The organism is Micromonospora sp. NPDC050276 (genome assembly GCF_044459545.1).
Classification (GTDB): domain Bacteria; phylum Actinomycetota; class Actinomycetes; order Mycobacteriales; family Micromonosporaceae; genus Micromonospora.
Genome location: NZ_JBITJA010000002.1, coordinates 1 through 14,019, shown reverse-complemented (window position 1 = coordinate 14,019; position 14,019 = coordinate 1). Strand labels below are relative to the sequence as shown.

The window sequence follows — 14,019 nt, the reverse complement described above, 5'->3', positions numbered from 1 at the left end:
TATGGCGGTTCCGGAGAACCGGATCGTTGAGCTGCCCGATCCTGACGGCTGAAGGCCAGGTGTGCGATCGCGGCCAATAATCGAGGTATGACAATTCGAGGTAGCTGGCGATGGATCGGTGGGGTGGTCCTGGGCCTCGCAATCTTGGCGCTGGGCGTCTTCCTGACATGGTCGGGTTTGGCGGACGCCGATCGATGGGCCAGCGTGATCGGGTTGTTTTTGAACGTCGTGGGGCTCGTTGTCGCCGGTTACGGCGCGGCAGTTGCCCGTCGTCACCATTCCGCGCACGGTGGGGGCCTACCGGGACGGTACGCAACACCGTCGCCGGCGGTGAAGTCAGAGGCCCGACCCTGATGATTCGCGACGGGCAGCACGTGAGCATGTGTTCTTCAGCGCGGTAATCCAGGGCCGCGACATCCAGGTAGTTCTGCCCCCGGAGGTGCGACCTGCATTGACGGGGCTTCCGCCAGCGTCGGCCGTGTTCGCTGGTCGCGACGCCGATATCCGCGCATTACGTGAGGCATTGCGCGCGGACGGCGCTGGTGGCACACGCGCGGTCGCAGGAATGGCGGGGGTCGGCAAGACGGAGCTGGTCGTGCATACTGCCCACGACGTGTTGCGCGAGGGATGGTTTCCCGGCGAACGTATCCCCGTAGCCGAGCAAGACCGAGCCCGATTGTGGCGCAGCGTCCTCGATGCGTACGTCGGCCGGAGTCGGCGCATATTGCTCGTTATCGGGGTTCAGGGGTGACCGCACCGGCCGCCCAGGCAGCAGAGCCTGGCCGTCGGACGGCCGGATAATCGGATCCATCGCGTTGACGCCCACACCAACCAGACCCGGCGGAGGTCCGTAGTCCGTCCGACGTCAGCCAGCGAGACGGGTGATTGCCGCGATCGAGCGGTCGACGTCGGCCTCGGTGGTGGTGGCGTTCGACACCGAGATCCGCATGAACCGCCGCCCCCGCCAGGTCGTACCGCCCGCCCAGCAGGTGCCGTCCGCCTGCACCGCGGCCACCACCCGGTCGGTGTGGGCGTCCGCACCGAAACTGACGAGCACCTGGTTGAGGACCACCTCGTTCGCCACCTCGAACCCGGCCGCGGTCAGACCCTCGGCAAACCGACGGGCCAAGGCGCAGCAACGCTCCACCAGCGCCGCGAGCCCGTCGCGCCCCAGCTCGCGCAGGCCGGCCCAGACCGCGAAACCCCGGGCGCGGCGCGAGGACTCGGCGGTGAGATCTGCGCCGGCCGGCACGCCACCGGACCCCACGAGGTACGCGGCACTGTAGGACAACGCCGCCGCGTGCGCGTCGGGCCGGGCACAGAAGGCAAAGGCGGTGTCGTACGGCAGGTTCAGCCACTTGTGGCCGTCGCAGGCCCACGAGTCGGCCAGCTCCAGCCCGTCCACCAGATGGCGGGTGGTGCGACTCGCGGCGGCCCAGAGGCCGAACGCACCGTCCAGGTGCACCCAAGCCCCGTGTCGGTGGGCCAGCTCGCACGCTTCCCGCAACTCGTCGCAGGCGCCGGTGTTCACGTTTCCGGCCTGGAGGCACACGATGGTGGGGCCCGCAGGACCGGCTCGCAGGGCGTCGCGCAGCGCCCGCAGGTCGATGGCGCCGTTCGGACCGGCCGGCACCGGCTGCACGGCGTTCACCCCGAGGCCGAGCAGGCGTAACGATCGGTCGATAGTGCTGTGTCGCTCGTACCCGGCGATCACCCGGACCGGCGGGGCCCCGAGCAGGCCGCGTCGTTCCACGTCCCAGCCCACGTCCGCCAGCACCTGGTGTCGCGCGGCGGCGATCCCGGCGGTGTTGGCTGCCTGCGCCCCGGTGACGAAGCCAACCGACGCCGTCATCGGAATCCCCAACAGCTCCTTCAGCCAGGCCCCGGCGGTGGCCTCGGCCGCGATGGCGGCGGGCGAGGTGACGGCGTTGAAGGCGAGCTGGTCCCAGCCGGCGGCGAGCATGTCGGCACCGGTCGCCGCCGGCAACGCGCCACCCACCACGAACCCGAAGTAGCGCGGACCGGCGCTGGCGACAAGGCCGGCCTCGGCGGCGGCGACCAGGTCCGTCAGCACCTGCTCCGCCGGGGAGGGCGTGACAGGCAGCGGGCCGGAGAACGCTCGGGTCAACGTCGCCTGATCCGGTGGCGTTCCGACCGGCCGGTCCGGCAAGGAGCGACGGTAGTCGGCGGCGTGGTCAGCGACCAGGCGGAACAGGCGGGTCAGGTCCTCCATGGCCACACCATATCTCCGGCCGCGGCGGCACCGTCGCCGCGCGTTTGACGACGGGTCAGGGCGTCCAGCGCACGTTCGGGTTCACCCGACCGGACCAGTCGACGACGGCCATGTTGTCCCACTGGTTTCCGGTGCCGTTGATGTTGGCCGGGTCCCAGCCGTTGCCGTTGACGGCGTATCAGGTCGATTCCCAGTAGAAGACACCGATGGCCCCCGCGTTGCGGGCCGTGTTCTGGACCCAGTCGAACTCCTGGGCCTGCCCGGACCAGGTCGCGCTGATGCCGTCACAGGTCGCGTCGCCGATGGCGTTCGGGTCGCTGTCCGCGTTGTTCCGGGTGAAGGGGTACGCGGTCTCCACGATGACCACCGGCTTGCCGTAGCGACCGCGTAGGTCGATCGTTGCCAATCCGCACACTGTGAACCCGAACCAGTGCAGCGTTTGTTGGTCACCACCCCACGGCGACACCTCGTCCAGCGGATACAACCCAAGCGGAACCTGATCACCGAGGCAGTCCGTACCCCTCACCGCGTCGCGGACGCCGATAGTGGCCGTCACAACCGGTGGTGGAGTTGGTTTGTTGATCGCGGTCTGGGTGGAAATCGGCGGCCGGCAGCCTCTGCGGGCCGTGCAGGCGCGGGGTCCGCGCAAGCCGATTGCGCGGCTGATGCCGGACAGCGGCGCACATCGGGAAACACCTGTTTCCCGACGTGGCCGCTGCCGGCCCGGTTCAGCTCTACTCGTGCGCGACTGGGACGATGTTGTGGTTGACGCGGAAGATGTTGGTCGGGTCGTAGCTGCGCTTGACCGCGGCCAGCCGCGCGTACGTCTCCGGCGGGTAGGCCGCCGCGACCCCTTCCGCAGTGGCGTCGCTGGCGCCCAGGAAGTTCACGAATCGCCCGCCGGTGCTCCATGGCTGGATGGCCTGGATCAGGCGGGTCAGGTATCCCTGGAACGCCTCGGCCTGGTCCGGGCCACCGATCGCGACCGCGTAGAACGTGAAGGCGGCGTCGCGCAGGTCGATCGCGTTCGTTGCCTCCGGGCGGCGGTCGAAGGCCCCACCGAGGTGCCGGATCTCCAGCACGGTCAGCGGGCTACCCGCGCCAGGGCCGGCCTGAGCGATGATCGTGTCGACCAGTTCCGGGGTGAACTCCCGTAGCAACGCCGAGCGGTCCATGAACGGGATCGGGGTCGGCGGGTCGGCATGGATCGAGCCGACCGCACGGTACGGCATCTCGGTCACCGAGTCGATCAGCGTCGGGCCGACCGCGCGCAGCGGAGCGATCAGCCGCTCGCCGTCCTCCGCCGCACCGACGTAGGCGATCCGGACGTGCGCCACCAGCCGACCGCGGAGCGGCTCGGGCACCCCGGGGAGCGGTGGCAGCTGCAGCAACGCGACCGACGAGGTCATCTCGTCCGGGACGCCGGCTGTCCATTGTCCCCACGCGTTGAGCACCTCGGCGGCCTGCTCACCCGGGAAGAAGAGGCCACCACCGTAGATTCGGCTGATCGGGAAGAGGGCGAACTCCATCGCGGTGACCACGCCGAAGTTGCCCTTGCCGCCGCGCAGCGCCCAGAACAGCTCAGGCTCGTTCGTCGCGCTCACCGTGCGGAGCTCACCGTCTGCGGTGACGAGCTCGATCAGGTGGACGTGATCGGCGGCGAAGCCGAAGGTGCGACCGATCGGGCCCAACCCACCGCCGAGCGTGTAACTGACCGCGCCGACGGTCGGAGCCGCCCCGTTGAGGGGTGCCAGCCCGTGCTCGGCCGCCGCGTCGACGACCTGCTGCCACCGTACGCCGGCCTCGATCCGGGCGGTGCGCGCCTCGACGTCGATGACGACCGCGTCCATCCGCCGCGTGGTGATCAGGAGCGCTCCGGCCGAGGGAAGCGCCGAGTGCCCGGTGGCGAGCACCGCGACCGGCAGGCCCTGCTCGGCCGCGAAACGGACAGCGACTTGGACGTCGGTGGCGTTGGCCGCACCGACCACAAGCGCCGGCTGCTGCGCGATGGCGAGGTTGTACGACGCGCACTCGACGTCGTACCCCTCGTTACCAGGAAGTAGCACTGGCCCAGCCGTCTGGGCGGTGAGCCGCGCTGCGGCATCCTCCGTGCTGGGAGTGCCGCCCTGGGCTGGATCCTGAATGGGGTTCATCGAGCTTTGCCTTCCACGAGATCGGAACGTGCGACCGCATCCAGACGCGATATTGCGCCGATTAGTTCGAAAATCTGGCTAATCCGAGAGCGGCCTCACACCGCCGGTTGTCGCGTCGGCCAAGAGGCGGGGTGGTGGTAAAGCCCCGGGGCCACACTGTTCAGGGGCGGCGCTCGGCGGCCCGAGACGACCAGGTGCAGAGAAGTGCCGGGCTGGGCGCGGCGCAGGCGACGGGCCACCTGACGCGGTCGTTGGCCGTACCGGCTGCTGTCGGCGTTGCTGTCGGGCCACATCCGTTGGCTACCCCCCTGCCCGGAGACGACAGTCACCTTGAGGCCTCCACCCGTCCTGGCGGGCGAGGGATCCCAGGACCGGCCGGGCGGGTACCTGTAGCGGTCACGCCCGGTACCCCTGGGCCCGGTTGCACTGGGCGAGGAGAACTGATGAAACTCGGTTCCGCTGGGCGCAAGGAGTTCTCCGACGTCCTGGATCTTGGGGTCGATCGTGACGAGGAAAAGCCGGCGCTCGTCATCTACGACGGCAATCGGGACAACAGATGGCTCAGCTGGTTCCGTAACTGCGACAAGCCGACGCTCACCGAGTCACCAACGGGATAAGCCGGTACAACAGCTCCGCCTCCGGGCAGCGTGATGATTCGGGCTCGCCTGCCACCCCTTGCCCCCAGGCCACCAACACGCTAGTTGGATGACGACGAAGACGAGAGCCGTCCCCACTATCAGACCGACTTGTCGCTGGCGTCGGGATGGAAGGTCGGGTACTGACGGGGCTAGTCCCTGTCGCTCCGCTGCGCGAAGCGGCCCTAATCGGGAGGAAGTAGGTCTACTTCCGAGTTAGTGCGTCTTCCATCAGCCCTTGAGAGTGAGGGGTGGGTGGATTGGCCGCGCCGGCCCGGACACGACGCCGACCTGATCAGAGAATAGGGCGAAAGCGTGCACATCCGGCCGGGCCGCTACCGACAAGGACTTGACGGGAACTGACCTCAGACGCCGAGGCAGCGACAGCAGCAACGGCCAGCGGCAGACGGCACGGGATGGCAAGACAGCCGCGGCCCGCAGCAGCGAACGATGTGCGTCCATCCCTGCTGCGGGTGGTGCGGAGGGCCGGAACGTTACGCCTGTTCGGCCTTGGCCAGTTCGGCGAGCTGATCGAAGGTTCGGACGAGGTGAGCGCGCCGCTGTTCCTTGTGGTCGGGTGTGGGCTCCAGGTCGTCGATGGCCTCTTCCCAGACGGTCAGGAACTTGACTTTCCAGTCGGCGATGGTGTCCGGGTCGGGCAGGTCGACCCCGACGTAGTTCTGTTGGGCAATGAGGTGGAGCAGTTCGAGGTTGCAGGGCACGGCGACGCCCCAGTATTCATCGGGTTCGATCTCGACTGGGTCGCCGGACATCGCCTCGGCGACTTCGGCGATGAGTCGGTCGGTCAAGATCCCCAGATGGTCGGCCGCGGTGTCGCTGTCGAAGTTGCCGCTGCCCCAACCGCCCATTGGTCCTCCGCCTGTCGTGCCCTCTGGTCCCATGAATTCAACCAGGTCGGTGCGACCTGTGGCAGCGGCGGGGTGGCACCCCCGCAACGACCAACTTGGTCAACGGGGACGACGTAGTCGGCTAATTCGCCACAAGACTGCGCTCTTCAAAGGGTGGTTCGAGGATCGTCAGGTTGAGCCGCTCCGCTGCATTGGCGGATGCATGATCGATTTCAGCTTGGCCGGTGAGGTCGCTGTCTCGTCTCCGGTCCTGGTCTCCGCCGGCGCCCGTGTTCGTCAGCCTCCGGTTCCCGCCTGAGGTGATCGTTCTGGCGGTGCGCTGGTATCGGCGGTTCAACCTCTCCCTCGGCGTGGCGCGACATTGAGCGGCATGCCAACAATCCGATCAACTCGGACTCGACGCGTCACCCGGGACCCGGGTGGCTGCCGCGTTCAGCGAACCGACCCGAGCGATCTGACCAGTGCCCGCTGACGCGGCTCGGCGTGCCCACCGATCCGCCAACGCAACAGCGCCGTATGGCTCGCTCGACGGATCTGAGCGCGGCGCCGGCGCGCTGTCGCACCGCCCAAACCGTAGGCACGCCGAACCAGTGCTGGGTCGATCGGCGCGCAGGCGAGAGATCGCGTCGGAACTCCGTCGTCTCGCTTCTGCGATCATGCTCTTCATGCGGGACGAGAACCTTGTGGGATTCTGGGAGAGCAGTCCGTACGACTACGGTGCGATGGAGTCGAGCTGGGTCTGCCTCCGGCGGGACGGCACTGGCTGGACAGCGGTCGCCAACACCGGCAGCGCGGCGGTGAGCCAACTCACCTGGGATTGCCCCCGCGACGGCGAGGTCGAGCTGCGGTACACCTGGACAGCCTCCGGGAGGTGGGCTGCCGGCACGCCGTTCATCCTCGCCGAATTCGACGAGCAGGGCCCGTACGACGAACTGGTGCGTACGCGATATTCGGTCGGCACCGAGACGCCGCCGATGGCGGATGCGCCAGTCACCGCCCTGCACCTAGACGAGGATGTCGAGTTCGTCCGCTGCTTCGCGCTCGCGAGCCGGGAAACCGATCAGTCGGGCCCGGCAGCTACGTCGGCAGCCGAGGATTGAGCGGCATTGGTCAGGGACTGCCGACCGCCGACCGATCGTGAGCTGCCGGCCCAGTGCCTTGGTTGGCACCAGCGCTGGCTCCCGCAGCCGCATCGGACGATCGGGGAGCACGCTCACGATCGCCGCGCGTTGTCAGCGGCAGACCCGGACGCGCGCCCGGGACTGGCTGACGTCAGATGACGGTGGCCGTCACAGCCGACAGCAACCCGGGGTCGATGTCCACCGGGTTGCCCGTGCGTAGCGTGGCTTCCAAAGCAACCGCTGCGTCACGTTCGGGCGAATCGCCATGGCACTCGCAGTCCAGCCATTCTGATGCGTAGTAGGCGTTGCCGATCACGCCACCGGGGTAGTCGAGGTCTGGGCTCAGTCGCGCCAGTTCCCGGACCGACGCGAACTCGTCAGCGTCTGTTCGCGCAGCTACCGCCTGCCCAACCAAACGCCCGACCAACTCGCTGGCCTCGTCTGCGGACAACTCAGTGATGGCAAGTTCGGACAGCAACTCGGGCACCAACTGGTCCACAAACCAGGGCGACGCCGTCCGAGACAGGCCGGCGATTTCCGCAACCGCTTCCCCTTCCGCCCCTTGCGCGAGCAAGTGAGCGGCCATATCTGGCCATTGACTGCTCACTATGAGCCCACGTTGGTGCGCACAGCCAACGACACGGCGTTCATCGTTAGTGAGCACTATCGCGCTCTCGGCCTCGGCGCGGGTCCAATCCTGCGGAAACAGGTGGAGGAGCGCTACGCCACGGCTCGACGCCGCCGGCAAACGAGCGGACCACCGTGCGACACGCCGACATCATCCGCGCAGTGGCCCGTATACGCCCGCGGCCAACGCGGTTAGTGCGGTGTCCCGCGCAGCGCCAACAACAGTCACGCCCGCTGCGGGGGAGCGCGTCACCCGTCAGCAGTGGGTCGGCTGCGCACCACCAGCTCATCAATCTCCAACCGGCCGACGCGCAGCTCCCGTACCACCGCCCGCCGAACAGCTAGCCGCCCGATGACCAACGCCCCGACGGCCACAGCCCCGGCAGCCAGCGCCCCGACAGCCAGGGCGCCGAGCGACACCGCCCCCGCAGCCCGCGCGCCTGTAGCCACCGCGCCGTTGGCTTGCGTCCCGGTCAACCGCATCACGCGTACCTCTCGCTTCATCCCCCCATTGTCCGCATACCGCCGGCACGCCCGAGGCTGCCCCATTGGCCTGCGGCGGTGACAGCGAGCAGAGAGGAACACAAGGCCCCGAGGACGTTGGCGATCTTCTGAAACCAGGAGCGCTACTCCCGGGTCGTCGGGAACACCTCACGCAGCGCATTCCAGAACCCCAGCGCACCGTCCCCGACGGCCAGGACCATAGTGGCCGTTCCTTGGGGCGTAGTGCGGCTTGCCGTGTCGAACCCGTTCCGCGACAGCTGAAAGTCCGGTAGGTCATCGCGGGTAGTTCTCACATACGTCGGTCTGCCACGACTGCGTCTTGTTGCTGCACTGGGCGACTACGTAGTTCAGTGCCCTCTCCGTTGTCACTGTTATGCATTTCGTGCTGGCGTGACAACGCTGTTGCCGAACCGTCGTTCAGGCCAAGCTCGGCGGGATAGCCGCCGAAGCGCTTCAGGTTGAACTTGCGTACAGCCGTGGCCCACGGGTTGTGCGTGGCCGTGTGGACAAGGTGCTCAAAATGGGACAGGTACGTCTCGCCGCGCTGGGCACGCTCGGCGAGGATGTAGGGCTCCAGGACGCGCCAGGCTTGCCGGGAGCGGTAGCTGACCGTACCCACAAGGAGCCTCGGATCGACTGCCGCAAAAGCGAGCATCTGCCCCAGACCGTTGTAGTACAGGGCCAGCCGGACCACATGGTGGCGGGCTTCGGCCGGCAGGTCACTCACGCTGACACCGGGTGGCGGGTGTCGGAGGGTGAGCGCATTGAGGACGAAGTCCTCGGCGTGTAGAAACTCGTCGCTGGATCGGTCTCGGGTCAGCAGTTCGATCGCGACGAGGGTCTGATTGGCGGTCTGCGCCGAGCGCAGTTGGCGTAACGCGAATACGACCGTCACGACAACCGCGATCGCAGAGCCGCACGCTGCGACGACATTCGCCAGGTCAGATATCACAAGCCCTGAGGGTAGTAGGTCGAGGCAACGAGCAGATAGCCCTGGTCAACGCATTGCCGATGGGAATGATGTCCCATGTGCCGGGAAGGGTGCCGCCGCCGGAACGGCGACGCGCAGAGACGGATACCGATTAATGCTTTCCAGCGCCAATCCGGTCCGACGGCCGGCGCGAACCGGCGTCGAGGTAGGGCAGATCTGTCGCTGTGACGACCGACGACTCGTGACCCGGGGCCAAACCCCGCTTGACCTTCCATCGGGTGGAACCTTCAGGCTCACGGTATGGATCGCGATCCAAAGCTCTACACGATCGGACAGGTCGCGCAGCGCGTCGGTGTGTCATCCCGCACCGTCCGGTTCTGGTCGGACAGGGGCCTGTTGCCACCGGTGGACCGGTCCAGCGGCGGGTATCGACGCTATGACGAGGCGGCAGTCGCCCGCTTGGAACTCATCCGGACGCTACGTGACCTGGGCCTCGGTCTCGACGCCGTCGCTGCGCTGCTGGGACGGCAGATCACCTTGACCGATCTTGCGGTGGCGCACGTCGAGGCGCTCGACGCCCAGATCCGCGCGTTACGGCTCCAACGCGCGGTCCTGCGCGCTGTTGCTTGCCGCCACAGCACGACCGAGAGGATGACCATGGCCAACAAGCTAGCCAGACTGTCCGCCCAGCAACGCCAGGGAATCATCGACGACTTCGTAGCCAACGCGTTCGGCGACACATCGGATCCGGACAGTGCCGTGGTGGCCGACTGGATGCGCGAGCTGCCAGCAACGCTGCCCGACGACCCGGCTGACGAACAGGTCGACGCCTGGTTGGAACTCGCCGAGCTGGTCGCCGACACCGAGTTCCAACACAAAGTCCGAGCCATGGTGCTCGGTGCGGCCGAAGAGTCACGGTTGGAGTTCGGGTTGAACATCCGACCGCTCGTGCTGCTGCACGCCGGAGATGCCGTTGACCGCGATGTCGCCTGTGATTCGACCGAAGGCCGTGAGGCCCTCGACCGGATCGTCCCAACGGACCTGCCCACCGAGGAAACAACCGCGCTCATCGCCTGGCTCGAGCTGGTCGCCGACCTGCGAGTTGAGCGCTACTGGGAGTTGCTCGCCATCCTCAACGGCACCTCGGTAGGGCCACCGGCCGTGCCCGCCTTCGCATGGCTTCTCGCCGCACTGCGGGCGCACCGATCTCCAGACGCGATACGCCGATGACGCAGATACGGACGTACTCGTCTCCACAGATCAGCCAGCGTGGGAGTTCAGGAGCAATACCCCGGGCACGGCCGGGCGAGGACGCAGCGTCACGCCCGGAACGTGCGGCGGTAGGCGTCCGGCGGTACGCCGACCGTGCGGTGGAAGTGGCGGCGCAGTGTGGTCGCCGTGCCCATGCCCGCGGCCGCAGCGATGGTGTCGACGCTGTCGTCCGTGGTTTCCAGCAGCTCCTGCGCGCGGCGGATCCGCTGCGTCAGCAGCCACTGCAGTGGAGTGGTGCCGGCTACCGAGTGGAAGTGGCGGGCCAGGTGGCGCGAGCTCATGCTCGCCTGGCGGGCCAGATCCTCCACGGTGAGCGGCTGGTCCAACCGCCGCATCACCCAGGGGAACAGCTCGGCCAGGGGATGACCGTCCTGGGCGGGCATCGGCGTGGTGACGAACTGGGCCTGGCCACCGGCCCGGTGGGGTGGCACGACCAGGCGGCGGGCGACCACGTTGGAGATCGCCGAGCCGTGGTCGCGGCGGACCAGATGCAGGCACAGGTCCATCGCTGCGGCCTTGCCCGCGGACGTGAGCACGCTGCCGTTGTCGACGTAGAGCACGTCCGGGTCGACCTTCACCCGGGGATAGCGCGCGGCCAGTTCATCGGTGTGGGCCCAGTGCGTGGTCGCGCGCAGCCCATCCAACAGGCCGGCGGCGGCGAGCACGAACACGCCCGTGCACAGGGAAACCACCCGCGCGCCCGACTCGTGGGCCGCGCGCACCGCCTCGACCAGGTCGGCCGGAGGGTCCTCGGTGACGTCCGCTAAGGCGGGGACGATCACGGTGTCGGCGTGCGCCAGCTGGTCGAGCCCGCAGTCCGGCTCCAGCAGGAACCGGCCGACCCGGACGGCTTGGGTGCCGCACATCCTGACGTCGTACCAAGGACCTGGCAGGACGGCCGGGGCGGAACCGAAGACCTCGTAGGCCACCGCCAGCTCGAAGTGCAGCATCCCGTCGGTAGCGGCGACCGCGACGGAGCGCGGGACAGATCCCATGTCGGGAATTGTATGGGTCGTGTCGTTCCGGACACTCGCGCCAACGGGCCAACAGGGACAGGATTTTCGCAGCGGATTACTTCGAGCAGCGGGAGCAGGCATGGGATCAGGTCCGAACGTGGCGGTCTTCGGTGCCTACGGGCACACCGGGCGGTTCGTGGTCGCGGAGTTGCGCGAGCGCGGATACGTCCCGCTGCTCCTCGGCCGCGACCAGGACAAGCTGCTGGCGCTGGTACAGAACCAGCCAGGGCTCGAGGCGCGGCGGGCGTCGGTCGACGATAAAGCCTCGCTCGACCGCGCGCTGAACGGCGCGACCATCGTGATCAACTGCGCCGGGCCCTTCGCCACGACCGCCGCCCCGCTGATCGAGGCGGCGCTGCGCGCCGGCATCCCGTATGTCGACGTGGCGGCCGAGATCGAGGCGAACCTTGACACGTTCGCGCACTTCGCGGAGCCCGCCCGCGCCGCGGGCACCGTGGTGGTCCCGGCGATGGCCTTCTACGGCGGCCTCGGCGACCTGTTGGTCACCGCCGCGATGGGCGACTGGACGGCGGCGGACGAGGCGCACATCGCCTACGGCCTGAGCAGCTGGCACCCCACCGCCGGTACCCGCGTTGCGGGCGCGGTGTCGGGGCAGCGACGGGGTGGCCGCCGTGTCCGCTACACCCGCGGACGGCTGGAGTACCACGACAACGCTCTACCGACCCTGGAGTGGCCCTTCCCGGCTCCGCTCGGCGCCCAGAGCGTCATCGGAGAGTTCACCATGGCCGACGTCGTCACCATTCCCAGCCACCTGGCCGTCCCGGAGGTGCGCACCTACATGACCGCCAAGGCGGCCGCCGACCTGTCCGCTCCCGACGCCTCGGCACCGACAGCCGTCGACGAGCGCGGGCGCTCCGCGCAGACCTTCGTCGTCGACGTCCTCGTCCGCTCCAACGGCACGGAACGCCGCATGGTCGCCGCCGGACAGGACATCTACGCCATCAGCGCGCCGCTCGCGGTGGAGGCCGTCGACCGCATCCTCACCGGCCGGACCAGGACCATCGGCGTCGCCTCCGCGGGCGCGGTCTTCGACGCCCCGGACTTCCTCCGCGCCCTGTCCTCGCACCTCACGCTGCACGTCCCACTCGGAACAAACGGCTGACCGACGACCCGTGCAGGGATGCAGACCGTGGTCAGCCGATGAGCAGGCCGATCACCCGTGCGGGGCGGCCGCCCGAGCACCACCTTGCCGCGTTGGGAACGTGCTGCTGCACCGGCAAGCGTGCTTCCTGGCCGGCATGGGCCCCACCAGGGCAGCAGCAGGTTGGCTCACCCAGACCACCGCCCGAGCACGCCGCACGACCACCTTTCGCACCTGGTCACCGCTGTGGCCCGACGCCCGCTCCGTCGTCACGTCCCTCGCCAACCAGGGCGACCCGGAACCGATACGAGACTTCATCGCTCGCGAGCGCCCTTCGTTGCCGTTGGATGCAATGCAAGGCCTTTCGGGGCACCCTGTTGCTCCCCACCTGCTCCCCCCAAACCGGGCTCACACTGGACCGCCGACCGCCGACCGATCGTGAGCTGCCGGCCCAGTGCCTTGATTGGTATCAGCGCTGGCTCCCGCAGCTACATCGGTCAATCGGGGAGCACGCCCACGATCGCCGCGCCTTGTCAGCGGCTACTTGTTTCATTGACCTGCGACCGTGGCCCGGCCAGGCTTCGGTCGAGGCGCCCGGGCTGTCGCTCTCATTGCGGCTGCCCACGCTGGTCGTGTTCCTCTCATCTGGCCTGCGCGGCCCGGGCGTCGCCCCAGGGCGGGGAGAGGCTCAAGAGGGGTTTGCACTGCTCGAAGTAGCGTTGCCCTCCCGGCTCGACAACTGCTGATCGAGCATCGGAGGACGCGTTGAGTGACACGTCAGAACATGTGGTCATCGGGATGGACCCGCACAAGCGCTCCGCCACGATCGAGGCCATGACCAGCGACGAGAGCATCGTCGGCGGCGGCCGGTTCGACACCGACCGCGACGGCTACACGGCGATGACCAAGTACGCCAAGCAGTGGCCGCACCGGGTCTGGGCGATCGAGGGCTGCCAAGGCATCGGCCGGCACATCGCCAACCGACTACTCGCCGACGGCGAACAAGTCGTGGACGTCCCGCCGAAGCTGTCCGCCAGGGCACGGGTCTTCGCCACCGGCCAGGGCCGCAAGACCGACGCCACCGACGCCCACTCCATCGCACTGGTCGGCACCCGCATGGCAGGCCTGCGCCCGGTCGTCAACGACGAACAGTTGGCCTTGCTGCGGATCCTGGTCGACCGCCGCCGCTCCCTCGGCGAGGACCACACCCGGATGGTGTCCCAGCTGCACCAACTGCTCCTCGAACTCATCCCAGGTGGCGCGAAGAAAAGCCTGTCCGCCGCCCAAGCCAAAGCACTACTGGCCACCGTCCGGCCCCGAGACGCAGTCGGCAAGGCCCGCCGGCGAGTCGCCGCGGAACTGATCAATGACCTCGAACGGATCTACCGGCGTTCCAAGGAAGCCGACAAGGAACTCAAGGAACTAATCGCCTCCACCGGGACCAACCTGATGGACCTGCACGGCATCGGACCCTCCGGCGCCGCCCGCCTCCTGGTCGAGGTCGGCGACATCACCAGATTCCCGAACCGGGCCCACTTCGCCTCCTGGAACGGCAC

Annotated in this window: 12 protein-coding genes and 2 pseudogenes; 6 read left to right on the top strand and 8 right to left on the bottom strand. The window is 68.3% G+C overall.

What is annotated here, in order from left to right:
* Positions 1-865: 865 nt before the first annotated feature.
* The 3 genes and pseudogenes from ACIBF8_RS03365 to ACIBF8_RS03355 form a co-directional block, all read right to left on the bottom strand.
* Positions 866-2,233, bottom strand: a complete 1,368-nt coding sequence (locus ACIBF8_RS03365; protein WP_396780725.1) for a pyridoxal phosphate-dependent decarboxylase family protein — start codon at positions 2,231-2,233, stop codon at positions 866-868.
* Positions 2,234-2,288: 55 nt separating this feature from the next.
* Positions 2,289-2,630: pseudogene (locus ACIBF8_RS03360) on the bottom strand (glycosyl hydrolase 53 family protein); the annotation flags it as partial.
* A gap of 337 nt (positions 2,631-2,967) precedes the next feature.
* Positions 2,968-4,386 carry an FAD-binding oxidoreductase gene (locus tag ACIBF8_RS03355; protein WP_396780724.1) on the bottom strand — a complete coding sequence of 473 codons (1,419 nt, stop codon included), beginning with the start codon at positions 4,384-4,386 and terminating at the stop codon, positions 2,968-2,970.
* A 443-nt stretch (positions 4,387-4,829) separates the two neighbouring features.
* On the opposite strand from ACIBF8_RS03355, the gene ACIBF8_RS03350 reads away from it, so the two are divergent.
* Positions 4,830-5,003, top strand: a complete 174-nt coding sequence (locus ACIBF8_RS03350; RefSeq protein ID WP_396780723.1) for a hypothetical protein — start codon at positions 4,830-4,832, stop codon at positions 5,001-5,003.
* A 512-nt stretch (positions 5,004-5,515) separates the two neighbouring features.
* On the opposite strand, the gene ACIBF8_RS03345 is transcribed toward ACIBF8_RS03350, so the two are convergent.
* Positions 5,516-5,890 (bottom strand): DUF4259 domain-containing protein, encoded by a 375-nt coding sequence (locus ACIBF8_RS03345; protein ID WP_396780722.1) that lies wholly within the window; start codon positions 5,888-5,890, stop codon positions 5,516-5,518.
* Between the two features lie 665 nt (positions 5,891-6,555).
* Between ACIBF8_RS03345 and ACIBF8_RS03340 the strand changes: the two genes are divergently transcribed.
* Complete coding sequence (locus ACIBF8_RS03340) at positions 6,556-6,990, top strand: hypothetical protein (protein ID WP_396780721.1); 435 nt, start codon at positions 6,556-6,558, stop codon at positions 6,988-6,990.
* Between the two features lie 172 nt (positions 6,991-7,162).
* Here ACIBF8_RS03340 and ACIBF8_RS03335 read toward each other — a convergent pair whose 3' ends face one another.
* The 3 genes from ACIBF8_RS03335 to ACIBF8_RS03325 form a co-directional block, all read right to left on the bottom strand.
* Positions 7,163-7,618, bottom strand: a complete 456-nt coding sequence (locus tag ACIBF8_RS03335) for a hypothetical protein (RefSeq protein ID WP_396780720.1) — start codon at positions 7,616-7,618, stop codon at positions 7,163-7,165.
* 269 nt (positions 7,619-7,887) lie between these two features.
* Positions 7,888-8,142 (bottom strand): hypothetical protein, encoded by a 255-nt coding sequence (locus ACIBF8_RS03330; protein ID WP_396780719.1) that lies wholly within the window; start codon positions 8,140-8,142, stop codon positions 7,888-7,890.
* A 289-nt stretch (positions 8,143-8,431) separates the two neighbouring features.
* Positions 8,432-9,094 carry a hypothetical protein gene (locus ACIBF8_RS03325; RefSeq protein WP_396780718.1) on the bottom strand — a complete coding sequence of 221 codons (663 nt, stop codon included), beginning with the start codon at positions 9,092-9,094 and terminating at the stop codon, positions 8,432-8,434.
* 279 nt (positions 9,095-9,373) lie between these two features.
* On the opposite strand from ACIBF8_RS03325, the gene ACIBF8_RS03320 reads away from it, so the two are divergent.
* Entirely contained in the window at positions 9,374-10,303 is a 930-nt protein-coding gene (locus tag ACIBF8_RS03320; protein WP_396780717.1) for a MerR family transcriptional regulator, read from the top strand.
* A gap of 89 nt (positions 10,304-10,392) precedes the next feature.
* Here the strand turns inward: ACIBF8_RS03320 and ACIBF8_RS03315 are convergent, their stop codons facing one another.
* Positions 10,393-11,340, bottom strand: coding sequence for a helix-turn-helix domain-containing protein (locus ACIBF8_RS03315; protein WP_396780716.1), 948 nt, complete (start codon positions 11,338-11,340; stop codon positions 10,393-10,395).
* A gap of 100 nt (positions 11,341-11,440) precedes the next feature.
* Here ACIBF8_RS03315 and ACIBF8_RS03310 point away from each other — a divergent pair, with 100 nt between their 5' ends.
* From ACIBF8_RS03310 to ACIBF8_RS03300, 3 genes and pseudogenes are all read left to right on the top strand, one after another.
* Positions 11,441-12,484: a saccharopine dehydrogenase family protein gene (locus ACIBF8_RS03310; RefSeq protein WP_396780715.1), complete on the top strand. Its 1,044-nt coding sequence runs from the start codon at positions 11,441-11,443 to the stop codon at positions 12,482-12,484.
* A gap of 88 nt (positions 12,485-12,572) precedes the next feature.
* Positions 12,573-12,797, top strand: a pseudogene (locus ACIBF8_RS03305) (transcriptional regulator); the annotation flags it as partial.
* Positions 12,798-13,228: 431 nt separating this feature from the next.
* Positions 13,229-14,019: transposase (locus ACIBF8_RS03300; protein WP_396780714.1), on the top strand; the 791-nt coding region annotated here is incomplete at its 3' end.